Below are 25,861 nucleotides of genomic sequence, written 5' to 3' on the forward strand. Positions count from 1 at the left end.
ACCATGTCATCGGCTCCCATTCTAATCGACGCTGCCTGGGCTCCGGGCGGAAATCGCCGCCTTGTGCGGGGCGCTCTTCTCGCCGTGGCCGGAAGCCTGCTGATTGCGGTCTGCGCTCACATCAAAGTTCCCATGTGGCCTGTGCCTGTCACGATGCAAACCTTCGCCATCCTGCTCATCGGCTTCGTATGCGGATCGAGACTCGGCACAGCCACCGTGGCGCTCTACCTCGCTGAAGGAGCGATGGGTTTGCCGGTGTTCACCGGCGGCGGCGGCGTGGCCCACTTCGTCGGTCCAACCGGAGGCTACCTCGCCGGTTTCCTGCCCGCCGTGGCCCTGACGGGTTGGCTCGCGGAAACGAATTGGAGCCGCTCCATCCCGCTCACCCTTCTGGGGATGATCCTGGGTTCGGCAGTCATCACGCTCTTCGGCTTCGTCTGGCTGGCGGCTCTACTGGGAGCCGAAAAGGCTTTTCTCGCCGGCGTAGCGCCCTTCCTGGTAGGTGATGCAGTCAAGGCTGCCCTCGCTGCGGTGCTGCTTCCCATGGCTTGGAAAGGCATCTCGAAGATCACATGATATAACGGGGCGGGATTGTGGAGCCCGCTTCCTGTCTTTGCTCATTATAGCCTGTCGGGTAAAGGTGCTCGCAATGGAGGTTCCTAGTGGCCGGCAAACTTGCAGTTACCCATACATCAAATGAACTCTCAGGCGATTTGAGACGCCTTGGATTCACGGAGTACGAGGCGCGGGTCTATATCCAGCTTCTGCGCCAGTCGCCTGCGACCGCTTACGAGATTTCGAAGAGCACGGGCGTGCCCCGACCCAATACGTACCAAGCGCTGGAGGCTCTGGCCCAGCGTGCCGCAGTGCTGCCGGTCAGCGAGACGCCGGTGCGCTATGTGGCGGCCAAGCCAAGCGAGTTGTTCGATACCATCGCGCGACAGACGCAAACCCTCTGCAATGACCTTGCCGAGCGTCTGTCGGTCATCGCTCCCAGTAGCGACGACCAATATGTCTGGACTCTACGCGGTGATCTCGCAGTCCATGACAAGATCCGTGATCTGATCTCCGAAAGCCGCAAAGTGATCTGGATCAAGGCTGCCGACGATGTGCTGCGGCGGCACAAGGCCGCCCTCAAGGCTGCCGCCGAGCGTGGCGTCGAGACGCTGATCGTCCTGTTCGGGTTCGATGCAGACGAGTTTCGTTTCACCGATCGCTGCCGAGTTTATATCCATGAGGGAAGCGGCGTTCGCATGGGAAGCGCGGATAATCTCTTTACCGTTGCCGTTGACCATACCGAGATGCTGACCGCTGCCATGGACGGTGAGGTGACCGCAGCCCATTCGCGCAACCGGCCAATCGTAAACCTCGCGCAGTCTCTTATCCGCCACGACTACTACATGGCCGAGATTTTCGCGCGCTTTGGACCACAGATCGATGCAGAGTTCGGGCCGCATCTGAAGGCGCTGCGCATGGCCTGCTTCTCTCCTGAACAGGTCGTCTCGTTCAAGCAAAAGACCGGGCTCTGAACACATCGAGCCCGGTCCCGTTCATTCCTAGACTTTCCCTCTCGCGGCGAGCTGACGCTCGAGGTGGCCTACATTGGCGAGAGCCAAGGCCATAGGGGCGATCTCATCGAAGACCGGCACGCCGATCGCCCTGGCCTTGTCACGGTAGTGACGGCGACGCTCGTCCAATTCGACGGAGCCGTCGGTCCGGAGGGCCAGCGCGAAGTGGGCGACGCCGGGCCACTTTTCCTGCACCTGCGCGACGACAGAGAAAAGGTTGTCGATGGGATCGACCGTCCCGCGGCCGACGAAGGCTGCGAGGTTGAGGTGCATTGCGATCGCATCGGGCTCTGCATGCTCGTAGACGATGTCCAGGATTTCGCCGGCTACAAAGCCGTCCCGTTCTTGCAGCGTCCGCACCGGCGTGTCGATCGGATTGGCTACGCTGGTGCCGGGCGGCAGGCCCATGCCCTCCAGAAGGTCCCGCGCCCGGCCGGAATACGGCGAGACATCGAGCCCGACGGACGCGAAGGCGTCTGTGCCGAGGACGCTCGAACCGCCGCCATTTCCGAACAGGGTCACCGCCTTCGTGGGCTTCGACGGCCGAAGCTGCAGATGCTGGAGGGCGAGCAGCGTGTCGATGAAGGCGTCCACCGTTGGAACCAGCACGACCGGCGCCTGCTTCGTCAGGGCATCCCATGCCTTGTCATCACCTGCGAGCGCACCGGTATGAGACGCAGCTGCGATACGGCCTTGGCTGGATCGTCCACCTTTCAGGATGACCACCGGCTTCGTCGCAAGGGGCGAGCGCAGGAGTTCGAAGAAGGCCCGGCCGTCCTTTACGTCCTCGATGTAGAGGCCGATCGCCCGGGTCTGGGGATCCGAAAAGTAGTACTCGAGCAGTTCATGTGGCGTCACATCGGCGCTGTTGCCGATGGTAACAAGGCCGCTGAACCGCAAGCCACGCCACTGCCCCCGCTTGATGATATCGGTGCTCAGGCCGCCGGATTGGGCTACGACGCCCACATGTCCGACCTCTTTCGGTGCTCCAGACGGGAACGTCAGCCCACCGCGCGGCGAGTAGGTACCGAGGCAGTTGGGGCCAATCACACGAACGCCGGCCGCCCGGGCCTTCCGCAGCAGGTCCTTTTCCAGCTCCTTGCCTTCCTCCACCTCGCCGAAACCGGAGGAGATCACCTGAGCAATCCGGCAGCGTCCCTTGCCCTCGGCAATGGCGTCTGGAATGCGTTGCGCTCCGATTGCCACATAGGCGTAGTCGACGGGCTCGGGCGTACTAGCGAGGCTGGAATAGGCCTTGCAACCTTCGATCTCAGTCGCGGACGGATGGATCGGATAGATTGCGCCGCCATAGCCGAATTCCTTCAGCCGCCGGATGAACGTGTTGGCGATGGCAACATCCTTTGTCGAAGCCCCAAGAACTGCGATTGTCTTGGGCTCGAACAGAGGCCTGAACGCCTCGAGCGGCGGTATGTGGGGTGCGGCCTCTTCGCCGTCATCCGCATGCTTTTCCTCAGAGGTCAGAAGGAAGCGCGCATCCGCCGCCATCGCACCGTTGGTCGAGACAATCACCGGGTTGAGATCCGCCTCCGCGATTTCCTCTGCCAATGTCATCAGCAAGCCACTCTCGCCTCCGATGCGTACCATCAGGTCTACGAGGGAATCTTCGTCGACACCTGCTTCCCCGCGAGCTCCCTTGAGGAGTTCGTGGCCTTTCAGTTCGGCCAGCATTGAGCGTGCATCGTTGGCGGTGATTGGACAAATACGGAAGGCGACGTCCTTCAGAACCTCGACGAAGATGCCGCCGAGGCCCACCATGATCATCTGGCCGAACTGCGGGTCGCGAAAGCCGCCGACCACCACTTCGCGTCCGGCGGGGATCATTTCCTCGACAAGCCAGCCTTCGACCTGGGCAGACGCGATCTTCGGTTTGACCTGCATGGCCTCAACGGCGGCACCCACCGCCGCAGCGTCAGCTAGGTTTAGGGCGACGCCGCCCGCATCGGACTTGTGCAGGATGTCGCGCGAAACGACCTTCGCCACGAAGGGCGGCGTCAGCTTCTCGGCAATAGCCACCGCCTCTTTGGCGGTGGCGGCGACCGCTGACCGCGGACTGCGGATTCCGAACCGCGCAAGGAGCGTCTTGCCAGCGCTCTCGTCTAGGGCCGTGCGGCCTTCGGTGCGGGCCTTGGCGACGATGGCGGTGGCGCTGTTGATATCGTGATGATTCATGATCTGCCTCAGTAGCTCGTGGGCCAGGTGCGCATCAGATGTTGTCCAAGGCCCTTCGAGCGCCGGCGCTGCTGGATGTCGAGCATCCGGATGAGATAGTTGCGGGTTTCCTGCGGCTTGATGACGTCATGGGCGGAGAAGATTCGGGCCATATCCCAAATCTCCAGATCCTTCTGGATCTCCGCGAGAGCATCCTCGAAACCCTCCTGGCCCGGTGCAAGATTCTTGACGATGTTGGTCGCGAAGACGGGGTCCATGAAACTTACCTCGGCGGTGGGCCAAGCCACCATAGTGTCGTTCTGAACGCCGCCGCCCATGGCCACATAGGCACGGCCATAGGCCTTGCGGCAGATCACGGTGATCGATGGCACTGTTGTCAGGCTCGTGGCGTTCATGAAATTCATGATGTGCCCAGGAGCGCCGCGTCGCTCAGCATCGAGGCCTACGACGAAGCCGGGGGTGTCCATCAAGCGTATGATGGGAATGTTGAAGCTGTCGCAGAGCACGGTGAGATCGATGATCTTGCGGCAGGCCTCCGCGGAGAGCGCGCCGCCGCCCACTTGCGGATTGTTGGCGATCACGCCAACCGTCTTGCCGTCGAGGCGCGCCAAGCCCACCGTTGCAGGCTTGCCGAAACGCGGCTTGATTTCGAGGAAGCTGTCACGGTCGAAGATGATCTTGATGATCTTCTTCATGTCGTAGACCTGCGTGCGCTTCTCAGGGAGTATGTCGAGGATCTGCTCCTGGCCTTCGCCTGATCCTTCCGCAACGGGCGCGACGGGCGGCAGTTCACCGTTATGGGAGGGCATATAGGACAGGAAGTGCCGGATGGCCACCATCGCCTCCTCGTCTGTATCGACGAAGTGGTCGATGAGGCCGGTCTGATCGGCATGGAGCCGCCACCCGCCGAGCTCCTCCAAGTCGACCTTCTCGCCGATCGCCATCGAGACGAGGCGCGGGCTCGACACCGACATGATCGAGCCCTTCTTCATTACAGCATAATCCGCGCAGCAGCACAGCCAGGCCGACGATCCGAAGGAGGTGTCGAGCGCGGCGGCCACCCAGGGGGTGTCGCGCATGCGCCGGAACTGGGTCGGGTCGTTGCCGAGCAGCGATCCCATTCCTTTCGAACCCATGGCATCGGGAAGGCGGGCGCCCGTCGACTCGCCGATATGCACGAAGGGCATCCCCTTCTCGGTGCATACTTTGCGGATATAGCCCATCTTCTTGGAGTTGGTCGCGCTGGTGGAGGCGCCTTTTGTCGTGAAGTCGTTGACGACGACGCCGATATCGCGCCCGTCGACTTTGCCAAATCCGGTGATTTTGCCGTCACGTGGCGTGGACGGGATGTCCGACTCGAAAACGCCGGACGCTCCGAGAAGCCCCACCTCCATGAAGCTGCCCTTGTCTACGAGCACACTGAGGCGTTCTTCGGCATTGAGTTGTCCCCGATCCCTACGCTTGGCGAGCTTGTCCTCGCCTCCCATGCGCCGGGCCGCTCCTCTGCGGCGGTCGAGTTCGGCGAGCATCGTATCGTGTGCCATTGATGTTTCTCCGATTCCTATGTGTGAAAGGTGCGCTTTTCGATGGTGAAGCGGTCCACCGCCGCTCGGTCGAGGCGAGGCCAGTACCCTTCCGGCAAGTGGATGGAGCCGTTGGAGAAGGGCAGGGGGTTCTCGAACAACCTGTCATGAGGCTTCAGGAAGCCGTTGAATTCGCCAGCATTGTCGACGGTATGCGTGGCGACGCAGGCTTCGAGCCAGCCCTGCACCTCACTGCCTAGGCCATCACCGAGGACCGGCTGCATGCCTCGGGCCCGCACTGCGTCCAGGCCTTCCCGCAGCCGATCAAGACCCCCGAAGCGTTTGAGCTTCAGCTTGCAAAAGCCGACATTCCCGATCGTAGCCGCACGTTCGATGTCGGCGAGCGTGCAGATCGGCTCATCAAGCATCAGCGGCACGCGCGAGGCGGCTGCAACCGCTGCATTGGCGTCCCAGTCGTCCGCGTCGCAGGGCTGCTCGAATAGCTCGATGGCGTCCGGGGACAGCCTCGATGCGAAGGCAACGCCCTGGTCCCGGGTATAGGCGCGGTTCGCATCGAGGCGCAGGGTTGCTCGGCCCCGTGAAGCGTCCTGGATGGCGGCGATCCGGCTCAGATCCGCGTCAACGTCCTTGCCAACCTTGACCTTTAAGGTTGTGAACCCCTTCGCCAGGAGATCTTCCACCTCCTGGCCGACATCGCCCGGCGATAGGGCGTTCACCGGCACGAGGAGGGGCAAGGTCACAGGTTGGGTGACCAGCAGGTTGACATTGCGCTCCATCACCTCAATGGCGCTGACGAGCGCCGTCGTGGCGGCCTTGCTCTCAGGGAACCGGGCGAGCAAGCGGTCCTTCGCGGCTCCGCTGGGGAGCCCGAGGATCTCCTCAATGCGCTCGCACGCGAAGCGCCAGCCGCCCTCCCGGGTCTCGCTGCTCGAGCCTGGCGAGATATGCGCATCGGCGAAGCCGGAGCGGCCGTCGCTGTCCTCAATCTCAACGAGATAAGGCTCGAACTCTTCGAACGTCCGGTAGGAGAGACGGTAGGGCCTGACCAGGGGCATCTTGAGATGCCGGAGGGTCACACGGCTGACGACAGGCATGAATCGACCTCTTGCGCAGCTTCGAAACAGGGTTCTTGTCGGCTCGGGCATTTAGTGGTTGTTATTGCTACTACGTCATTCTAGTATTTGCAATATGGGCGGGCGTACCGCTCCGGCGAACCGTGAAACACTGGTGAAGGCACTGGATGCGCAATGGATTTTCGATTGTTCTATGCGCGTGTTGACCGCTACGTTTGGCAGAGTGTTAGCCTCCGCCTTCGGGCAGACGGTCGCCTGGATGACGGGTGCGGCATTAGCGATGAGGGCGCTGAAGCATTCTGGCATCGGTCAATCGCCCCCATCGGTAGGCTATTGATTAGGATTGGCTCTCGCCAGTACAGCCATCGGTCCGATCGTCCCCTTAGCCATCGCGGACGACATCGCGGGGGCCGGTTCCGTCATTTCACTTGCCGCCTTGGCCAATCTCCTAATCGCGCGTCTCTTGTTGCCGCTTTATCGGCGCGCGAGCGAGTTGGATGCCGCCAACTGCTACTTTGCCACCGGGGCCGCCGGAATCGTCGAAATAGCCGGGACGAGCGCGCCGCCTTCCTTCAGGACCACCGTCGCGCACCGACGGTCCAACTGAACCGACTTGATGAGTGATGCTCTTTCCAGGAGATGACTGTGATCGAATTGATACGCCGGAGCGCCCTTTATATGCCTGGGTCGAACGCCCGCGCGCTCGAGAAAGCCCGTGAGATCTCGGCGGACGCCCTGATCTTCGATCTTGAGGATGCCGTTGCGCCGGATGCGAAGGTGCGGGCTCGCAGTCAAGTCTGCGAGGCTGTTAAGGCCCGGAACTACCCCGGCCATGAGACCGTCATCCGCATCAACGCGCTCTCCACGTCCTGGGGCGCCGATGATCTTGCGGCAGCCTGCGCGGTTTGTCCTGATGCAATCCTGATTCCCAAGGTGGAGACCCCGGACGACATCGTGGCTGTGGCGCGACTGATGGACGGGCAGGCTGCGCCGAAGACCATCCGGATCTGGGCCATGATGGAGACCCCCCGAGCAATGCTGAATGCGCTTGCCATCGCCGATACCACACGCGGCGAGGGCAATCGTCTTGCGGTGTTCGTGATGGGCACCAACGATCTCGCCAAGGATACTCGCGTCAGGCTAGGTAAGGACCGTTCTGCGATCCTGCCTTGGCTCATGAACTGCATTGCCGCCGCACGGGCCAGCGGGCTGGCAATCCTCGACGGCGTATACAATGATCTTGAGGACGACGAAGGTTTCCGCCGCGAATGCGAAATCGGGCGGGATCTCGGCATGGACGGAAAGACCTTGATTCATCCGAAGCAGGTAGACACCTGCAACAGGATCTTCTCGCCCACCGAAGCGGAAGTGGCATGGGCTGAATCGGTCAAAGCTGCCTTCGATGATCCGGCTCACGCGAATGTCGGTGTCGTCAAGGTCAACGGCCAGATGGTCGAGCGACTGCATCTCGACATTGCGCGCCGCATACTCACGGTCAGTGCTCTGAACAAGGAAACGCCGTCCGCCCAGGAGCTTCAAAATGGATGATCGTGAACTGTCGGGCCGGGTTGCCATCGTCACTGGCGCCGCAAAGAACATCGGCCGCGCCGTCGCCCTTGCGCTGGCGGAGGGCGGCGCGTCCGTTTTGATCGGCGCTAAGAGCTCACGGACCGAGGCAGAGGAAACGGCCACCATCATTCGATCCAGTGGCGGAAGTGCCGCCGTGCACTTGGCCGATATCACGGATCCCGAAGGCGCTAAGGGCTTGGTGGCAGCCTGCATCGAGCATTTTGGATCACTCGACGTTCTCGTAAACAACGCAGCTCTGCGCTCCGACAGTCCAATTTCTGAGATCGGCTACGATGAGTGGCGGCGGGTGGTGTCGAGCATACTTGACGCGTCGTTCCTGTGCTCGCAGGCGGCCCTTCCTTATCTGCGTCAAAGCGATGCGGCCTCCATCATCATGATGGGCGGAGTCGCGGCCCATGCTGGGGTGAGCCATCGTGCCCATGTCGCTGCCGCCAAAGCGGGTGTTACCGGTCTGACCCGAGCGCTAGCTGCCGAACTCGCCGCTTCTGGAATAACAGTCAATTGCATCTCACCAGGCTACATCGAGACTGCCCGCACGGGCGGCGTACCTGAGCACTTCCGCACGCGGCCGGTGCCCCTTGGCCGTCCAGGCAGGGCCGACGAGGTCGCTCGGACGGCCCGCTTTCTTGCCGGTCCCTCGGCTCGCTTCATGACCGGCCAGATCCTGCATGTGAACGGCGGTTGGCACATGGGAGGCTGACGGGATTCTCAAGAAGGCTCAGCTCAAGGAGATCACGCAGCCAACGGACCATGGAAATAAATGGTTGCATCAATCGCAACTACTCTTCATGATCCGGAGTACAAGATAGGTGAAGGGTATACTCAAGTTTCAGCAAAGCGGGCCGGTGCGGCGAGGATATGCACCGTGAAACAGGGCTATTCGCTCACGCGTCAGGGAGCCCCAACAGCAACGAGCCGGCAGCCAAGCAGGCCTCCAGCAAAAAGGCTCAATGGAGGAAACCAACATGTTGCTTCGTTTTATTTCTACGGCGGCTCTCACCGTTGCCCTCATCGCGAATTCGGCAGCAGCGAGAGCGGAATATCCTGAGCGTCCCATTAGCTACATTCTGCACGTCTCTCCCGGTGGGGCGACAGATATCATGGCGCGCAAACTCGCCACGGTGCTGGAGAAGACCCTGGGGGTTCCGCTGCCGGTCGAGAACAAGGCCGGTGGACGCGGTGCAGCACAGCTGGCCGATCTGAAGAAGGCCAAGCCAGACGGGTACACGATTGGAGCAGTGACGAGCACGCATATCGGAGCCTTCAATCAGACTCTCAAGCAATACGATGTCGATAGCTTCGACTGGATCGCACGGCTGGTGAACGAACCTTACCTCGTCGTCGTCCGGAATGACAGTAAGCTGAAGACGATGAAGGATCTCGTCGACGCTGCCAATGCCAAGCCAGGCAGCGTAGTGATGGCAGGATTCGTGCGCGGCTCTGGCGGCCACTTCGCCTGGGAAATCATGGCAAAGGCCGCCAATCTCGAATCCAACAAAGTGCGTTGGGTGCCATTCGACAGTGTGGGTGACGCTGTGACCTCTGTGCTTGGGGGCCATGCGGAAGTGGCGATTGCCTACGTTGACCTCGTCAAGAACCATGTGGCAGCCGGCAACATGCGCGTGATTGGAGTCATGGCCGACGAGCGTGTGCCCCAACTTCCCGATGCTCCCACCCTAGCCGAACAAGGCTACAAGGCGGATACGTCTTGGCAGCAGATGCGCGGCGTCATTGGACCGAAGGGCATGCCCGACTCGGTCAAGGCGAAGCTCGCGGACGCTATCAAGCAGGCGCTCGAGACGCCTGACATGAAGGCTTACATCAACGAGTCCTCGCTCGTTCCCGCTTTCCTCGGCCCGAAGGAGTTCGCCGAATATGCCAAGCAGCAGGATGTATTGACCAAGCAGTGGATGCAGTCGCTCTCTCTGGAGCGATGAAACCAATGGTGAGAGACAAGGCCATACCCATGAATTTGGCTGATCACGTCATGCACGAGGATTCGCTGCCACCCGCCAAGGAAATCACCATTAGATCCGAGCTCGGCGACATAGTCGCCGGACTTGGACTTGCAGGCATTGCAGCCTGGTTCATGGTCGAGGCGATAAGATTGCCGGACTATTCGGGCACTGCCATCGGCGCGGCCGACTTCCCCAAGGGGCTGGCCTTTCTTCTGCTCCTCGGCGCACTGGGCCTTGTCGGTGGAGCAGTCTTGCGCTTGGCGACAGGTCATGCCGGCGAGTCCTCCACGATTCGTCGGCCTCTTCACGTCCTGATCGGTGCACTTCTGCTCATCGCCTTCCCGCTGATGATGTCCTACGCGGGCTACTACATCGCGATGGGGATTTTCCTCACGGCGTTTCTCTATCTTGCGGACATCAATCGCCCGCTTCTTGTCGGTGGTTGCGTGGCCGGCTTTCTCCTATTCACCAAGATCATTTTCGAGATGATCCTGCAAACCCCGCTCCCATGAGAGGTCATTGATGCTCGAAGGATTCACAGCTGGGCTGGCGGCGTTCTCCTCGTGGCAGGTCATCGCCGGTCTCTTCGCTGGCGTTGTCGTCGGCTATCTCGTCGGTGCGCTGCCCGGCCTCTCGGCGGGCGTGGGCATGGCCCTGCTCATTCCGTTTACGTTCGGCCTCGACCCCGTGGTGTCGGTGGTCATGTTGATCGCTGTCTACATGGCCTCCGAATATTCGGGCGCCATCCCGGCCATTCTCGTCAACACCCCGGGCGAGCCGTCTGCGGCGATCACCGCCCTCGACGGGTATCCGATGCGCAAGCGAGGCGAGGCCGGCCACGCGCTCACTCTGTCTATCCTGGGGTCTGCCTTTGGCTCCGTCCTCAGCACGATCCTTCTCATCTTCTCCGTCAGCTGGATGACCAAGTTCGCGCTTGCGTTTGGGCCCGCAGAGTACTTTGCGCTCGCGGTCCTTGGGCTGAGCCTTATCTCCACCCTGTCGGGGAGCTCCATCATCCGCGGTTTCGTCGCACTCCTGTTCGGTCTGCTTCTGACCACAATCGGAACGGATCCCGTCGATGGTTTGCCACGCTTCGTTTTCGACGACGGCTTCCTCAGCGGTGTCCCGTTCGTGTCGGCTCTGATCGGTCTGTTTGCCTTGTCCGAGGTGCTGCGCATGCTGGAGACGACCGATGAGCCCACCACGCCGATGCGTGACATCCCGGGTGTTAACGGCCAGCTCGGATTGATGAAGCCGCACATGGGCAACATGGTCCGCAGTACGTTCATCGGCTACATTGTCGGTGTCATTCCCGGGGCCGGCGCCACCATTGCTTCCATCGTCGCGTACACGGTGCAGAAACGGCTCTCCAAAGACCCGGACAGCTTTGGCAGCGGCAATCCCGAGGGCGTTGTGGCTGCTGAGACGTCGAACAACGCCTGCATGCCGGGCGCGTTGGCGCCCATGCTGGCGCTTGGCATTCCGGGCAAGGCCAGCACCGCCGTTCTCATCGGCGCGTTGGCGATCCACGGCGTCGCTCCCGGACCTCTAATCTTCACCCAGCACCCCGAGATCCCTTACTCCATCTATATCTCACTTCTGGTTGGCATGCCATTCATGGTCCTGCTCGGCCTCTATGGCACCCGGCTGTGGGTCCGCCTAACGCAGATTCCACGCGGTGTGATCGCAGCGATCGTCTGCGCCGTCTGTCTCCTTGGCACCTTCTCGGAGTCCAAGGATATCTTCTCGATCTGGGTTGCCGTCGGTTTTGGCATCATCGGCTACGGCCTCTCCAAGGTGCATATCGAGCCGGCGCCCATCATTCTCGCCCTCGTTCTCGGCTATATGATGGAATCCAATTTTCGACGGGCCCTCGTGATGTCGGGCGACGAGATGACCGTCTTCGTCTCCCATCCGATCTCGGCCATCTGCTTGGCCATTTCACTGATCGTATTCGTATTGCCGCTGATCCAGACCGTGCGTAGACGCCGAAGGACCGCGGTGAAGGCAGCGGCCTACCCTGGTAAGGCCGCCTAGCGGATGAACGCTCAACAAAGGCGGAGGGCCGCAGGCTGTCGCCCCGCCATGAAGGTGCCCGTTGCTCAACGACCATGAGATTGAGACCATGCTGCAAGCCAACAATTTTCTTTTCACCAGCGAATCCGTCTCGGAGGGACATCCGGACAAGGTATGCGACCAGATTTCCGATGCGATCCTGGATGCCTACCTCCGGGTGGATCCAGACTCGCGGGTAGGACTTGAGACACTCTGCACGAGGAACACCATCGTTCTTGCCGGCGAAGTTCGCAGCACCGCGCAGCTGGACTCAGAGGCACTCAAGGAGATCGCACGGCGGACGGTGCGGGGCATCGGCTACGACTTTCCGGGTTTCGACTGGCGAAACATCGACATCTCTGTCCTCGTACACAACCAGTCGCCGGATATTGCCAGGGGAGTGGACGCGGGTAACCGCCGCAGCGAGGGCGCGGGTGACCAGGGCATGATGTTCGGCTATGCCTGCAACGAGACAAGGGAGTTAATGCCGGCTCCAATCGTCCTCGCGCACCAGATCCTGCGGAATCTGGCGGCCGCTCGCAAGTCTGGTCGCATCGCCGGCCTCCTGCCCGATGCGAAATCACAGGTCACCGTCCGCTATGAGCTTGGTAAGCCGATCGGCGTGGATACGGTCGTGGTATCAACCCATCATCGTGCGGACTTGTCTCAGGACGACGTGCGGGAGCTTGTCCTACCTGTTCTGAACGACACGCTCCGTCAACAATGGGCTTCAGGGGCAGAGCGCGTTCTGGTCAATCCGACTGGTCGCTTCGTCGTCGGCGGTCCCGAGAGCGATACGGGCCTGACCGGCCGCAAGATCATCGTAGACACCTATGGCGGCGCGGCTCTGCATGGCGGCGGCGCATTCTCCGGCAAGGATCCGACCAAAGTCGACCGCTCCGGCGCCTATGCGGCGCGCCATTTGGCCAAGAACGTGGTCGCGGCCGGGCTCGCGGAAAGGTGCCTCATTCAACTCGCCTATGCAATTGGCGTTCCCGAGCCAGTCTCGATCTACGTTCAGGCCGAGGGTGGCGATCATGTCCCGACCGAGCGGATCAGCAAGGCGATCCGGGAGAATGTGGATCTCACGCCACGGGGTATCATCGATCGCTTGGAACTTGCCCGGCCTATCTATCTACCTACCGCCACCTATGGTCATTTCGGGCGGGCAGGGGACGAGAATGGATCATTTACGTGGGAAAGGCTGGATCTCGTCGATCTTCTCCGGCGCGCGATCTAACAATCCATCTCCGCATATATCCCGAACGGTTTGGAGCAATAATGTCGAAAGCCGCCACAACCATCCAAGAATCAACAGAGGGAGTCGTGGGTACGATGCGCAGCCTCGGTCCCGGCATCGCCCTTTCGGCTGGGGTGGCGGCGGGCTCGTATTTTGCCGAACCTGTCCTCGCGAAAGCCCTCAAGGAGGCGACAGGCTGGTCGTACACGCTACCGGCCATTGTAATCGCCCTCATCATCGGGATCGCCCTCAATGGTCTGGCATCGCGGCCTGCACTCCAACCAGGCATCACTTGGTGCGTCAAGAAGCTCTTGCGCATCGCCATCGGTTTACTTGGGGTGCGCATAGCGCTCAGTGATATTATCGAGCTCGGCCTCTCATCCGCCCTGCTGATGATTGCCGCCATGTCAGTGACGATTGCTGCTGGCGTCTACTTGGCGCGGTGGTTCAAGGTAGGCGACGGCTATGGGGCGCTCGCCGGCGCCGCCACGGCCGTCTGCGGTGCGTCGGCTACGCTCGCGACGGCGACGGTAGTGCCGTCCTACTCGCAGAAGGGAGCGGATGTGGCGTTCACGGTCGTGGCCGCCAACGCCGTCTCGACCCTCGTCATGATCCTCTACCCGCCGCTGTGCGTTCTGCTCGGCCTAGACTCACAGACGACAGGTTTCATGCTCGGAGCCACGATTCATGATATGGCCCAGGTAGTCGGAGCCGGCTATGCGGTGTCTGAGCCCGTCGGCAACACGGCGGTGATCGTCAAGCTCTTCCGCGTGTTCCTGCTCCTTCCAGCCGTGCTGGCGATCGGCTGGTGGTTCACCCGCAGCGGCACTGAGCACGCCGCGGCTAAGGTGCCAGTGCCGGTCTTCGCACTCGCTTTCCTCGGCTTTAGTCTCGTCAACAGCATGATGCCGCTCGCCCCGGATCTCCTGCCTGTCTATGCTCCAATCAAGGCCGCCCTCATCCAGCTTTCCAGCTGGGGCCTGCTGATTGCTATTGCGGCATTGGGGCTTGGCACCTCGCTGACGTCTCTCCTGCGCATTGGCTGGCGTCACATCGCGGTCTTCACGGGAACGACTTTGGTCATCCTGATCACAGTGACTGTAGGGTTGCTCGTTCTCTAACCGGGTCTACTCTTCGCGTCGATGTACTGTCCATGCTCCCGCGCGCTCTCAGTGCCGTTTCGGCTGAAGCGGCAGATTCTCTTCGGATCCTGTCACGGTCGACTCCGGCTTTTGTATCAAGATTGTGCTGCCAGGATCGCGCAAACCGGATCCATGCAGCAAAACAGGACAGCGTTGGCAATGCACCGTCCTTCGGGTAGACGTTCTCTCCAGAGAGCGAAGAGAGAAAGAGTCTTGGCAAGTGAACTCGAGTATCACGACCGTTATCGGAAAGTTTGCTGACGTACTGCAGCTTTGGGTGCGAGGCTTCTCGCCCGACGAGTTCGGGTACCGGCGCTTTATGGTTGCGATAGCCCTTGGAGCGCTCGGAGGATGGCTGTTCGCTTCATTGAGGCTACCCCTTCCATGGATGCTGGGTTCCATGACAGCATGCACGGTTGCGGCCATCTTGCGAGTGCCGATCGGGGCTCCAGCGGTTGTTCGCCCTCCGATGACCATGGTGATCGGGGTCATGCTGGGAACAGGCTTCACCTCGCAGACCCTCGGAAGCATCGCCACGTGGGGTTCTACCATAATCGGTCTTGCGGGGTTCATTATCGTTAGTGGCGCTGCCTGCGTGACTTACTTCAGGCGCATTGCAGGGTTCGATGTCCCAACTGCGTTCTTCGCGGGAATGCCAGGTGGCCTCGTTGAGATGGTGATCCTGGGTGAGCACAAGGGTGGGGATGCGGGTAAAATCGCTCTTGTCCATTCGGCCCGTGTGCTTCTCGTGGTTCTCACACTGCCGTTCCTGATGCAACTCATGAGCGGCGTTTCGCTAGGGGCGCGCCCTCAGGTCGGCCTTTCTGTAGTCGATGCGCCATGGACCAGTCACGCATGGCTCCTGTTGAGTGTCGCGGCAGGCGCAATCATCGGTCATATTCTGCGTTTGCCGGCTCGGCTTCTCCTCGGCCCTATGATGGTGAGCGCTGCGGTCCACACACTCGGGTGGACGCACTTCGTGCCCTCCTATGAAATTGTCAACGTGGCTCAAGTCGTTCTCGGAACCACCATTGGCTGCCGTTTCGCCGGAACGTCGCCAAGCGAGATTGTACGTATACTCGTCCTTTCGCTGGGATCGACGTTCATTCTGCTGTTGATCACATTCCTGTTCGCCACTGGGATCAGCCACAGTTCGGCTTACAGTTTTGTTCCTCTTGCCCTCGCCTATTCGCCTGGGGGGCTGGCGGAGATGAGCCTCGTGGCCTTATCGCTGGGAATTGATGTAGCCTTCGTTGCCACTCATCACATCATTCGGGTTGTCTTCGTCATGATTGGCGCCGGACCGGCGTTCACCATTCTTGAGCGTCGTTAGAGTAGGGGAGCCGGCTGTCGTAGTTCCAGCGATCATGAGCCTCTTTCGAGGGAGAGTTGAGTTAGAGATCGTTCATGGGCTTCCAGCGCTTGATGTGGTCCTCGACACCCTTCACGCCGGATATGTTCTTGGCAGCAATCCGAATGGCGTTACGCTCTTCATCTGTCCTTACGAGACCAAAAAGGTGAACAATACCGTCTTTGACGGCCACGTTTACCATTGCGAGGCGGGCCCATGGCTGCGCCTTCAGCTCCTTAATGAGCTGCTCACGAATGGTGCTGTCTCCGGTATCGACCGTTTCATGGACATCAGCGGTCGCCAGTGCCTGAATAAGGTTGCTTCGGGTCACGATTCCGATCAACTTGCCTTCACTCAGAACTGGAACGCGCTTGATCCGATGACGCTCGAGGAGCATCGCGATTTCGGCAACCGGCGTCGCCTCGTCCACAGCAATGACCTTGGGCGTCATGACATCCCGCGCGGTGCGTCCGTGGATCTTGGCGTAGTCGCGCGCCAACGCGGTTTCGTCTGAGAAAAGCGCGAGCCACCAGGATCTGCGCTGCTCACCGATGGCTTCGACATGCCTGATAAGATCTCCTTCGCTGACGATCCCTATGACGCGCTCTTCATCGTCGACGACGGGGAGACCACTAATACGATGTTTATAAAGCAGTTTCGCAACGTCTTGGACGAGGGTTTCCGGCGACACGCTGATGACGTCAGTAGTCATCACATCGGCGGCGACTAACATGACATTCTCCCGTCCCAGATCGCAAGTCGCTGGAACAACGCCCACTCTGAGCGTCTGGTCACCTCCTGCTGCGATGAAAGAGGCGATCTCAATATAAGTATTTGCTTTGCCATTCAGTGACAAGCTACCAAGGCTGGTCTTAAGGGCTAACCACGACCTCTCCTGATGAGCGCGTTCATCTGTTCGAGTGGCGCACTCAAGTTTATAAAACCTCTTGCTGGTTAAGAGTCATGCGCTCATGCCTATCGACCGGCAAGAGCAGGATCATTGATTATATGTGATGCAGTTGAAGCTCGTAACGGAGCGCGCGCTCCTGGACCGTTTTCATATTACCACGCGTGATCGTTGCGCAGCTTTGGATAGCGTATTTTGATGGTCTTCTGCATCTCAATAACATCGGTGTACAGAAGCCGTACAAAACGAAGTGCGTTGAGAATAATCATGTTTGATTGGCGACTTTGGAAAGGAAGAGACGTTTTTGCGGCTTACGAGATGGGCTATAGTGTTCCGCTGCAGCGCAAAATGCCGATGTTTGCATATCTGGTATTCGAATAGATCATGACTTCGGCGTAGATCGCTGGAAATTAACTGCCCCGTCACGAACCCATCGGTTCCGCTTGCGATTACCGCTCGTGCAGCCTAGTCGTAAACCGCCCGAGAGTACATTGCGGAGCTGGTCGAGGTCCACGCCGGAGACCTAGCCAAGAGCAAGCGCTTCGCATATGGCCTGGATGTTGATGGCGCAAACGAGCTGGCCGCAGAGCTTGACCGTCTGCCCGGCCCGGTCTCACCCACGTGGGTAATCGTCGTGCCCATGGCACGGAAATACGGTTCGACGCGCTCGAAGGCATCCCTGTCTCCCCCGGACCATGATCGATAGAGCGGCATTCTTGGCGCCGAAGGGGGCTACCTATACTGAGATGTATGGTCCTAATCTTTGTTATTCTTCATGTGCCTTGATGAATTATGATGGATGCTGATGGACGAAATGTGGACCATCTCCATGGCGTTTGAGCGCCCTGCGCAGGAGCCGTTTGGCGGCAGTCACATTGCGCCGTTCGCTGAACCAGAACTCGACCGTGTCGCCATGGCCGTCGATGGCGCGGTACAAGTACATCCAGCGACCGCGAACTTTGACATACGTCTCATCAACATGCCACGTCCGGCTGACGGCTCGCTTGCGTGGGTTAAACTGCTCCAGCAGAAGCGGAGCGTAGTGGACGGTCCAGCGCTGAATGGTGGCGTGATCCACCGCCACGCCCCGCTCGGCCATCATCTCTTCCAGGTTCCTCAGGCTCAGGCCGTAAGCGAGGTACCACCGGACGCACAGCAGGATCACCGAGCGATCGACGTGACGGCCTTTGAAAATCTGCACCTCTGGAGCATGCCCGAGGCGTATACCGAACTCAGTTACGGAAGGGTTTGCGGCAGGTCCGTTTTTGCTGCCTCGTCGGCTCACCCAAGGCCGCAAACTGGTGCGAATACGTGTCACGTTCGAACAGGTCGGCCGCCCACTGCTGCCTGCGTAACCGCCGCCGCACTCCGCTCGGTCTGAGATTCGGTACGCCGCGTACTGCTGGGTCGAGCCACAGTTCGATCTTACGACGTCACAATCGATGGACGCGGACAACCCGTGAGAGGCCATCGTCGTTAGCTGACCCCGATACCCGGATCCGTCGCAAATTTGTTGTTTCAGAGTTTCAGCCAACCCATTCTGGGCTCAGCGATGGGGAGTGCCGTGTTCAAGGGCAGGCATTTTGGTCGACCTGTGATCCTGCTCTGCGTCTGACGGGACCTGGTCTATGATCTCAGCCTCCGGACTTTAGGAGATCGGACCTCCATGCGCCAACTCCTCGCAAACTCGGTTCTTCCCGGTATAAACTGGCGGCCCCGGGGTTGTTCGCTTGTTGATCAGGGCTCGCTTCCCTATTGTGTTTCTCTGGTGAGATTACCGATCCACGTCAGCCGAGAAAAGGCGGTGAGGTATGACCGATCCCAGCGTGAGGGGCTCATCCGGATCGTCCGGCGGCAAGAACACTGAGAGCACATCCATCGGAGTAGGGCCCTCTACTGACTACTTCGTAAGCCGACGCGGCGCCGATGCGCTCATCGCACAAGAGGTCGCCCAGGTTCTGATCGACGCGGGCTACACGGCCTTCGTCCAAGACTTCGACATTCCCTATACGGCGAACTTTCTCGCCGCTATACATAGGGCGCTGAAGCACTGCCGCCATTTCATCGTACTGCTGACCAAGGACTATGATGCGTCTGATTTCACCCTTGCGGAGCTGACCAACTTCCTGGCCGCCGCTGCCAGGGCCGGCGGCGAACGCCGCCTTGTCGTCCTCCGTCTTGAGGATGTCGCGCCTGAAGGTCTCCTAGCTGGTGTCGTTTATGGCGATCTCGTGGGTATCACGGACCCCGAAGAGCGCAAGGGGCGCATCCTCGCGGCAGCCGAAGGACACCCCCCGACAGCAGCCCGCCGGCCCAAGATCTTCAATGTGCCGCAGCGAGATCTCAACTTCACCGGACGAGAAAGCCGTCTGTCCAAGCTCCATCAGTTGCTTATGAGCACCGAGCAGACACCTGCTATCACCCAGGTTGCGATTTGCGGTCTTGGCGGAATCGGCAAAACCTCCCTTGCGGCTGAATATGCTCAGCGCCATGGCGGCGAATATGCTGGCGTCTGGTGGGCCCCAGCGGAGAGCCGGACCGTTCTTCTCGCCAGCCTAGCGGCGTTGGCGGGCCGGCTCGATTTGCGCTTCGCCGAGGAAGCCGACCAGGAGAAGGCTGCCCACGCAGGTCTGGCTTATCTCGCTCGTTCGGCTGTGCCGTACCTGCTTATCTACGATAATGTCGAATCCCCCGATGTGCTCAACAACCTTCTGCCTTCGGCAGGGGCACGAGTTCTGCTGACAACACGATGGACGGACTGGAGTGGTCGGGCGGCGGAGATGGAGCTGGATGCACTCGGATGCGAGGCGGCTGTGGACCTCCTACAGAAGCGGGCAGGGCGCGTGGATGAGCCGGGTGCCGCGCGGCTGGCTGAGTCGCTCGGCTATCTGCCGCTAGCGCTGGACCATGCGGGTGCTTACTGCCGTCTAAGCGGCGTGAGCTTCGACGCCTATCGCGAGAAGATCGACGCGTATATTTCTAAGTCTCCAAAGGGTGCAGCCTATCCGGCAAGTGTTGCGGCGACCTTCGGGCTTGCCATCGACAAAGCCGTGATCGAACAGCCCGCTGCTGAAACCATGCTCGGTTTCTGCGCTTTTCTAGCGCCGGAGGCCATTCCGCTCGATCTTATCACCGGTGAGATCTCGGATGAGGACGAGTGTGCTGAGGCGCTGATAGCCCTCACGGCCGTATCGCTTATCCAGCATTCGAAGTTAGATGGTGGCGAGCCCGCGATTTCCTTGCACCGTCTCGTGCAAGCCGCCATGCGTGGACGCCTCACTGTCCGAGCCGAGATAGCAGCAACTGTCGAAAGAGTGATCCGCCGACTCGTCGGGACTTTCCCGAAGACAGGCTACAGAGAGACTAGCACGTGGCCTCGGTGTGCTGCGCTCCTGCCACATGTGCTGGCGCTGCGCGAATTGATCCATCAGGGCTCAGGCTCGGCGGAGCTGGCTGAGCTTCTCAACAATGCTGGCAGTTATCTTCATGGGCGTGGCCGTTACGGCGAGGCGGAGCCTCTGTACAAGGAAGCACTTGCCATTGGCGAGAAAAGCCTCGGCCGCGAGCATCCCGATCTCGCAGCCGGGCGCAACAATCTCGCCCTTCTCTATAGCAACACCGGCCGTTATTCCGAGGCGGAATCGCTGTTCCAGGAGGCGCTCGCAGTCAGTGAGAAGAGCTTCGGCCGCGAGCATACCGATGTCGCTATCTGGCTCAACAATCTTGCTAACCTCTATAGTGAAACTGGCCGCTATGCCGAGGCGGAGCCTCTGTTCAAGGAAGCACTTGCCATTGGCGAGAAAAGCCTCGGCCGCCAGCATCCCTATGTTGGCACCTGGCTCAACAGTATGGCCAACCTCTATTACGCCTCTGGCCGTTACGCCGAGGCGGAAACACTGTTCCAGGAGGCACTTGCTATTGCCGAGAAGTGCCTCGGCAAGGAACACCCCGATGTCGCCAGCCGTCTCAACAATCTCGCCAACCTCTACAGTGAGACTGGTCGTTATACTGAGGCGGAGGCGCTATTCAAGGAAGCACTTGCAGCCAGTGAAAAGAATCTCGGCCGCGAGCATCCCGAGGTCGCCACTTGGCTCAACAATCTTGCCAACCTCTACTATGCCTCTGGCCGTTATTCCGAAGCGGAGACGCTGTTCAGGGAGGCCCTCGACATCGGCCAGAAGAGCCTCGGTCGTGAACACCCAGATTTCGAAACGTATCTCGTCAATCTGTCGTGCTTGCTGGGGAAATTAGGCCGCTACGAGGAAGCAGAAGCACTCAGACGCACTCACGGTTTGGGATAAACTCGCTGGGGGAGGCGTTTACGAACCTTTCTATGTTCCCAACCCGAAGGAAGCGTGACCATCAGGCCTGCTTGAGTGCTATCTTCAAGTGAAGAGAACTTACTTTCTCCTATCGGATTTGAGCATGGAACAGTTCAAGTATCTTTAACTTGAGATATCCGATTATTCCTCAACCAATTAATTCTTGAGTTGATGATGTTCACAGGTTGCTTCTAGGACAACTTCCATGACGAAGCCGAGGTTCGCCGATCATCTAATGCACCTTCCTGCTGGCGCGCCGCTTCTCATGATGCTCGCAAGTCTCACATGTCTGTTTATTCCCAGCGGGTCGTTAGCTCAAGGAACTCAGTGTCCACCGCAGCCAGCGGACGCTCCAAAGCGGCAAATCGTGCGCTGCCCGGACGGCCTGACCATCGAAGCCGATGCAGGCGCCAAGTATACGCTCTTGGATCGTAATCAGGATGGCCAGCCTGATGCGGCCAACTTGGAAAGCGGTGCGCTTTTCGTTGATGCACCAGCGCGCTCCGGCAGGTTACCTTTCCGCATCTTGACGCCACAGACAGTCGCCACAGCGCGCGGCACTCAGTGGGCGGTTGACGTCAGCGGCGGCAAGACAGCGGTCTTCGTGGTCAGTGGTCTCGTCTTTGTCCGGCGCGCCAACCTTCCCAGAGGCGCCAGATCCAACTCTGGGCAGAGCGTCAATCTCGAACCGGGCCAAGGTGTTGATGTAGAACTAGGCGTAGCGCCTTTGACAGCTCGACGTTGGCCTGCCGCGCGTGCCTCTGCCCTTTTGGGTCGTTTCGGGCGGTGATGCCAATAGCGTTGCTTTGGGCTGAACCAGGTGACCGGCAGCGTACCGCGGCTAACCTAAAATGTTTGGCTTGCTTGCTGTAAATGCCGTCGGGCACAATGCGGGTGGTGTCACATTAACCCGAGGATGGAGAGAGGCCTTAGACGGGGTGGCATGATCAAGCCTGTCAGCTACAAACGCCATCGCTTCCCGCCCCAGATCATTGCCCACGGAGTGTCCAGCAGTTCGGGTGATTACCGAATAACCCACCTGTGAATGGTCGCATGATCGACCGAGATGCCGCACTCGGCCGTCATCTCCTTCAGGTTCCGCAGGCTCAGGCCGTAAGCCAGATACCACTGGACGCAGAGCGGGATCATCGATCGGTCGAAATTCCCGCCCTTGAACACCACGTCCTCCACTACTGCGACCGAGATCTCAGCAGATGAAACTCTGAAACAAAACATTTGCGACACATCCACGTTCAGAGGTGGTGCCGCTCAACAAAGGCGAGAAGCACGAGGTGAGGCTGTGTCCCTTCGTTAAGGCAATAGTGCGAGCGGACTATAGAGCCCTGAGACACAGCAACTTAACTTGGCAGTAACATCATACCGGTTTCGGCCATAGTTTTCTTGTTTGTTGAGGGCCTAAGCGCCGAATCGGTCGGCGCGTCACAGGGCCTCAAATGACCCGCGCTCTGGCTCTTGCCACTGCTTTCCTGCTCGCCAGCCTCTCCCACTCACCCATCGCACAGGCCGCAGATCCGGTTCACTTCTGGGATCTCCAGCCTCGATCCCTGCGCCTCCTGGTGGCCTCGCCCCAGGTAATGGTCACCCGCACCAGGACGGGATGGGACGCCTACTGCCGCTGCCCAGTCATTCTTTCACCTTCAGAGATCCCTGAGGTGATGAAGAAGGCGATCGTCGCCGTCGAGGATAAGCGCTACTTCAACCACGGCGGCGTTGATGTTGCCGCGCTGCTGTCCGTGCTCAAAGGCGGCCTCACCCGAGGTGGCAGCACGATCCCGATGCAATTGCTCAAAAACCTAGTGTTCCACGATCTGCGCGCCAGTGACGTGCTCACGCGTCTCGAGCGTAAAGGTGCGGAGGTCTGGTACGCCGGCCTTTTTGATGAGGCCGTCGGCAAGGAGGAACTTCTGGCCGCCTACCTCAATCAGATCGAGTTCGGTGGACGCGATATCGTCGGGCTGTACCGGGCGAGCCGGCACTACTTCCGCAAAGAACCCAAGGACCTGACGCTGTACGAGGCCGCTCTGCTGGCCGGCATGGTCAAGGCGCCGGCCCGGCTCAATCCGCTTCGCGAAAAGACGCGGGAGCGGGCACACGAACGGGCACTTTTGGTCTTGAATCTCATGGCCCAGCAGGGCCGGATCACTGATAGAGAGCGGCGCCAGGCTGAGAAGGCTGGCATCCGCCCCGGGGTGCTGCCGGAGTTCAAGATCCAGCCGCAGGCCTTTTCTGAGTGGGTGGTGGAGACCTGGGCCGACAAGTACGTGCAGCCGGGCGAGACGGTCCGTTTTTTTGTCACCCTGAACCCGCGCGTCCAGCATATTGCGGAGCAACAGCTCAGCAGGCTGGTCAAGGAAGGAGCCGTGCCGCTCCAATATGATGCGGGCGCAGTGATGATGGCGCCCAATGGGCGGGTGCAGGCGATGATCGGCTCCGTCAACTGGTCCCAGCGGCAGTTCAACAACGCCGTGAAGGCTCGCGTACAGGCTGGCTCAACAGCCAAGCTGCCGCTGCTGGTTGCCGCCTGCGAGGCCGGCAAATCTCCCGAGAGCCTGGTCATCGACCAGCCGGTCAGAGGGAGCTGGCCGGCGAACGGCGACTTGGGCTATCGCGGGCAGACGACCCTGAAGGAGGCGATTGCGTCATCGCGCAATGCCGCGGCTGTGCGACTGACGCAGGAGATCGGATCTGACACCGTCGCTGGGGTCGGCCGGCGCATTGGGATTGATCCGGGCCACGCAGTTGATGCCGGTTTTATCCTCGGCTCGCACTCGAGCAATGTCATGGCCATGACGGCAGCCTACACAGCTGTGGCCAATGGCGGCTACCGCATCACTCCATCGGGCGTGCTGGCGGTGGTTGATGGCCGCGGCCAAGTCCGAGCTGACTTTCTCACTCCAATGAAGAAGAGGGTCATCCCGGAGAAATGCGTTCCGCCCACCCAGGCAGTATTGCGTGAAGTGGTCCAGAGTGGGACCGGGCGCGCGGCGCAGTTGAAGCGCTGGGCTGCCTACGGGAAGACCGGCACCTCAACCGGCAACGCCGATGCCTGGTTTATCGGCTGGAGCGAGCAGCGGGTGCTTGGCGTTTGGATGGGCCGCCGTCGCGGTGAGACGGGACACGCTGTTGCGGGTGCGGGTGCACCGGCTGCTTACTTCGGGCGCGTTGCCACTGCCGTGAACGAATGGGCTGAGCGCCAGCAGAGATTGGAGAAGCAGCGGCTTGCAAGCGCACGTGCAAAGAGAGAGCTTGGGCCGGGCAGGATCGTTGATTGGCTCTCTTACCTCCCGCAGACTATGACCTTGCCTAATAGCTCATCAACTCAGGAAGGGCCTCTCAGCGAGAAAAAGACTTGAGCCACGCGAATCTGGGCGGAATCTATTCTCGCCACTAACAGCTCGATCTCGGGTGCTCATGATGCTCATCCGTTATGTCTGTTGCGTGTTCGCCGTTCTGCTTGTCGGAAGCTCCTGCGACGGGTTCTGTTGCAGCTTTGAAGCTTCGCCTGCCCTAGCTATGACGTGAGGGTGCTAAGGGGGCAACGGTGAAGCACAATAACAAGGACCCGTTTAAGGGCCGGCAGTTCACTGTGGAGATCATCCTATGAGCGGTGCGCTGGTATCTGCAATTCCCGATCAGCTATCGTGATCTGGAACGCATGCTGGCTGACCGCGGCATTCACGTGGACCACACGACTCTCTTTCGCTGGATTCAGGCTTATGCACCCGAGATCGACAGGCGCATCCATCCGCACCTGCCGCATGACGAACGAATACAGGAGGGTGGACGAGACATATATTCGGTTGAAGGGTAAATGGGTCTATCTCTACAGACCGTTGATGCCAGCGCGCAGACGATCGACTGCCTGCTCTCACCCAAGCGGGATGCGGCAGCCGCCTGGCGGCTCTCCCGCAAGGCGGCTGCCGCACACCGTCAATCCGCGGGCGATCGCGGTCGACAAGAATACTGCTTATCTAAACGCGGCAAAAGCCATGAAGCTGCGTGGAAAACTCTGGCGCTTTGCCCAACTCCGGCAGGTGATGTTCTTGAATAACATCGTCGAGCAGGATCACCGGCGCATTAAGCGGCTGGTCCGTCCAGGGCTGGGCTTCAAGAGCTTCACGTCCACCTCGCGGACGATTGCCGGCTATGAGGCTATGGAAATGATCCGGAAGACGCAGGTCGTCAGTGTACCAGCGAACAACATGAGGCTCAGCATGATTTCATTACTCACATATTCAGCGCTGCTGCCTAACCTGAGTTCCGATCTGGCCTTCGCTTGAATGACGTCAGAAATTGCAATAGATCCGTTCGGGATGGCAAAACTGCATTAATGTAGCGTTGCTGAAGGCGGGTAGTAGAGAAGGGAATGTCTCATGAATTGTTCGACACCTTCCCTCGGCTGCGCGCTATTGACCGCGCTGTTTCTGGTAGGCGTCGCCCATGGAGCGACGGGCCAGGACCCTAAGCCTGTTCATTACACCTGCGCCGATGGCACAAAGCTACAAGCCATGTTCTCTCCCCCAAGCACCTCACTGGGATCAGTGAAGCTCGTCGATGCCGGATCCTCAACTGAGACGACGCTCCCGCAGGCCCTCTCTGCGGATGGAGGCCGGTATATGCAGGGCGACGTCGAGTTCTGGATCAAAGGGGAGGGGGCAACTCTGACCCGAGCGGGTAAATCGACAACCTGCCGAACCAGCAGCTAGGCGAGGCTTTCCGACGAGCCGGCCCAAGGTCTGAGAGTGCGTGGTGGGCGGACCTTCGTGGCCCCACTTCCAAAGACAGATAATGACCGATGCTGTTGAAGAACTCGGTTGTGTCGGCGCGAGGGGTATGATTCCGTTCTCGTTAGGATTTGCGGGGAGACGCAGCGATGATGGGGCGTCAGCGGAACGACCAA

The 25,861-nt window shown here is 60.0% G+C and carries 19 protein-coding genes and 3 pseudogenes; 15 read left to right on the forward strand and 7 right to left on the reverse strand.

Features of this window, described 5'->3' with window-relative positions:
• Positions 1-3: 3 nt before the first annotated feature.
• Together E4K09_RS18775 and E4K09_RS18780 are read left to right on the forward strand one after the other, a co-directional pair.
• Complete coding sequence (locus E4K09_RS18775; protein ID WP_134499285.1) at positions 4-576, forward strand: biotin transporter BioY; 573 nt, start codon at positions 4-6, stop codon at positions 574-576.
• An 86-nt stretch (positions 577-662) separates the two neighbouring features.
• Complete coding sequence (locus tag E4K09_RS18780; RefSeq protein ID WP_134499286.1) at positions 663-1,529, forward strand: TrmB family transcriptional regulator; 867 nt, start codon at positions 663-665, stop codon at positions 1,527-1,529.
• Positions 1,530-1,556: 27 nt separating this feature from the next.
• Here E4K09_RS18780 and E4K09_RS18785 read toward each other — a convergent pair whose 3' ends face one another.
• The 3 genes from E4K09_RS18785 to E4K09_RS18795 are packed head-to-tail and all read right to left on the reverse strand — an operon-like array spanning position 1,557 to position 6,396.
• Entirely contained in the window at positions 1,557-3,758 is a 2,202-nt protein-coding gene (locus E4K09_RS18785; RefSeq protein ID WP_166802401.1) for an acetate--CoA ligase family protein, read from the reverse strand.
• Between the two features lie 8 nt (positions 3,759-3,766).
• On the reverse strand, positions 3,767-5,302 hold the full coding sequence (locus E4K09_RS18790; protein ID WP_134499287.1) for an acyl-CoA carboxylase subunit beta: 1,536 nt from the start codon (positions 5,300-5,302) through the stop codon (positions 3,767-3,769).
• A 17-nt stretch (positions 5,303-5,319) separates the two neighbouring features.
• Entirely contained in the window at positions 5,320-6,396 is a 1,077-nt protein-coding gene (locus E4K09_RS18795; protein ID WP_166802402.1) for a mandelate racemase/muconate lactonizing enzyme family protein, read from the reverse strand.
• A 618-nt stretch (positions 6,397-7,014) separates the two neighbouring features.
• Here E4K09_RS18795 and E4K09_RS18800 point away from each other — a divergent pair.
• The 8 genes from E4K09_RS18800 (at position 7,015) to E4K09_RS18835 (ending at position 15,693) form a co-directional block, all read left to right on the forward strand.
• Positions 7,015-7,923, forward strand: a complete 909-nt coding sequence (locus E4K09_RS18800; protein ID WP_134499289.1) for an HpcH/HpaI aldolase/citrate lyase family protein — start codon at positions 7,015-7,017, stop codon at positions 7,921-7,923.
• Positions 7,916-8,665, forward strand: a complete 750-nt coding sequence (locus E4K09_RS18805) for an SDR family NAD(P)-dependent oxidoreductase (protein ID WP_134499290.1) — start codon at positions 7,916-7,918, stop codon at positions 8,663-8,665. Before E4K09_RS18800 ends, E4K09_RS18805 begins: the two co-directional genes overlap by 8 nt.
• Positions 8,666-8,915: 250 nt before the next feature.
• A complete protein-coding gene (locus E4K09_RS18810) occupies positions 8,916-9,902 on the forward strand; it encodes a Bug family tripartite tricarboxylate transporter substrate binding protein (protein WP_134499291.1) in 987 nt (328 codons plus the stop codon).
• Between the two features lie 29 nt (positions 9,903-9,931).
• Positions 9,932-10,435 (forward strand): tripartite tricarboxylate transporter TctB family protein, encoded by a 504-nt coding sequence (locus tag E4K09_RS18815; RefSeq protein ID WP_166802403.1) that lies wholly within the window; start codon positions 9,932-9,934, stop codon positions 10,433-10,435.
• A 10-nt stretch (positions 10,436-10,445) separates the two neighbouring features.
• Positions 10,446-11,960 (forward strand): tripartite tricarboxylate transporter permease, encoded by a 1,515-nt coding sequence (locus tag E4K09_RS18820; RefSeq protein WP_134499293.1) that lies wholly within the window; start codon positions 10,446-10,448, stop codon positions 11,958-11,960.
• 91 nt (positions 11,961-12,051) lie between these two features.
• Positions 12,052-13,218, forward strand: a complete 1,167-nt coding sequence (metK, locus tag E4K09_RS18825; RefSeq protein WP_166802404.1) for a methionine adenosyltransferase — start codon at positions 12,052-12,054, stop codon at positions 13,216-13,218.
• Positions 13,219-13,313: 95 nt separating this feature from the next.
• A complete protein-coding gene (locus tag E4K09_RS18830; protein ID WP_244610588.1) occupies positions 13,314-14,339 on the forward strand; it encodes a YeiH family protein in 1,026 nt (341 codons plus the stop codon).
• A 340-nt stretch (positions 14,340-14,679) separates the two neighbouring features.
• On the forward strand, positions 14,680-15,693 hold the full coding sequence (locus tag E4K09_RS18835; protein ID WP_134499302.1) for an AbrB family transcriptional regulator: 1,014 nt from the start codon (positions 14,680-14,682) through the stop codon (positions 15,691-15,693).
• 61 nt (positions 15,694-15,754) lie between these two features.
• Here E4K09_RS18835 and E4K09_RS18840 read toward each other — a convergent pair whose 3' ends face one another.
• The 3 genes and pseudogenes from E4K09_RS18840 to E4K09_RS18850 form a co-directional block, all read right to left on the reverse strand.
• Entirely contained in the window at positions 15,755-16,444 is a 690-nt protein-coding gene (locus tag E4K09_RS18840; RefSeq protein ID WP_134499296.1) for a CBS domain-containing protein, read from the reverse strand.
• A gap of 700 nt (positions 16,445-17,144) precedes the next feature.
• Positions 17,145-17,348 (reverse strand): annotated as a pseudogene (locus E4K09_RS30350) (NAD(P)-binding domain-containing protein); the annotation flags it as partial.
• A 96-nt stretch (positions 17,349-17,444) separates the two neighbouring features.
• Positions 17,445-17,813 (reverse strand): annotated as a pseudogene (locus E4K09_RS18850) (IS6 family transposase); the annotation flags it as partial.
• Positions 17,814-18,429: 616 nt separating this feature from the next.
• Between E4K09_RS18850 and E4K09_RS18855 the strand changes: the two are divergent.
• Both E4K09_RS18855 and E4K09_RS18860 read left to right on the forward strand, forming a co-directional pair.
• Complete coding sequence (locus E4K09_RS18855; protein ID WP_134499297.1) at positions 18,430-20,919, forward strand: tetratricopeptide repeat protein; 2,490 nt, start codon at positions 18,430-18,432, stop codon at positions 20,917-20,919.
• A 289-nt stretch (positions 20,920-21,208) separates the two neighbouring features.
• Complete coding sequence (locus E4K09_RS18860) at positions 21,209-21,730, forward strand: FecR family protein (RefSeq protein WP_244610589.1); 522 nt, start codon at positions 21,209-21,211, stop codon at positions 21,728-21,730.
• Between the two features lie 236 nt (positions 21,731-21,966).
• On the opposite strand, the pseudogene E4K09_RS18865 reads toward E4K09_RS18860, so the two are convergent.
• A pseudogene (locus E4K09_RS18865) lies at positions 21,967-22,089 on the reverse strand (IS6 family transposase); the annotation flags it as partial.
• Positions 22,090-22,394: 305 nt separating this feature from the next.
• Here E4K09_RS18865 and E4K09_RS18870 point away from each other — a divergent pair.
• From E4K09_RS18870 to E4K09_RS30730, 3 genes are all read left to right on the forward strand, one after another.
• A complete protein-coding gene (locus E4K09_RS18870; RefSeq protein WP_134499298.1) occupies positions 22,395-24,314 on the forward strand; it encodes a transglycosylase domain-containing protein in 1,920 nt (639 codons plus the stop codon).
• Positions 24,315-24,719: 405 nt separating this feature from the next.
• Positions 24,720-25,241 (forward strand): DDE-type integrase/transposase/recombinase, encoded by a 522-nt coding sequence (locus E4K09_RS18875; RefSeq protein ID WP_204985759.1) that lies wholly within the window; start codon positions 24,720-24,722, stop codon positions 25,239-25,241.
• Between the two features lie 93 nt (positions 25,242-25,334).
• Positions 25,335-25,667, forward strand: coding sequence for an MliC family protein (locus E4K09_RS30730; RefSeq protein WP_134499299.1), 333 nt, complete (start codon positions 25,335-25,337; stop codon positions 25,665-25,667).
• Positions 25,668-25,861: the final 194 nt, after the last annotated feature.

The organism is Microvirga pakistanensis (genome assembly GCF_004458765.1).
Taxonomy (GTDB): Bacteria; Pseudomonadota; Alphaproteobacteria; order Rhizobiales; family Beijerinckiaceae; genus Microvirga; species Microvirga pakistanensis.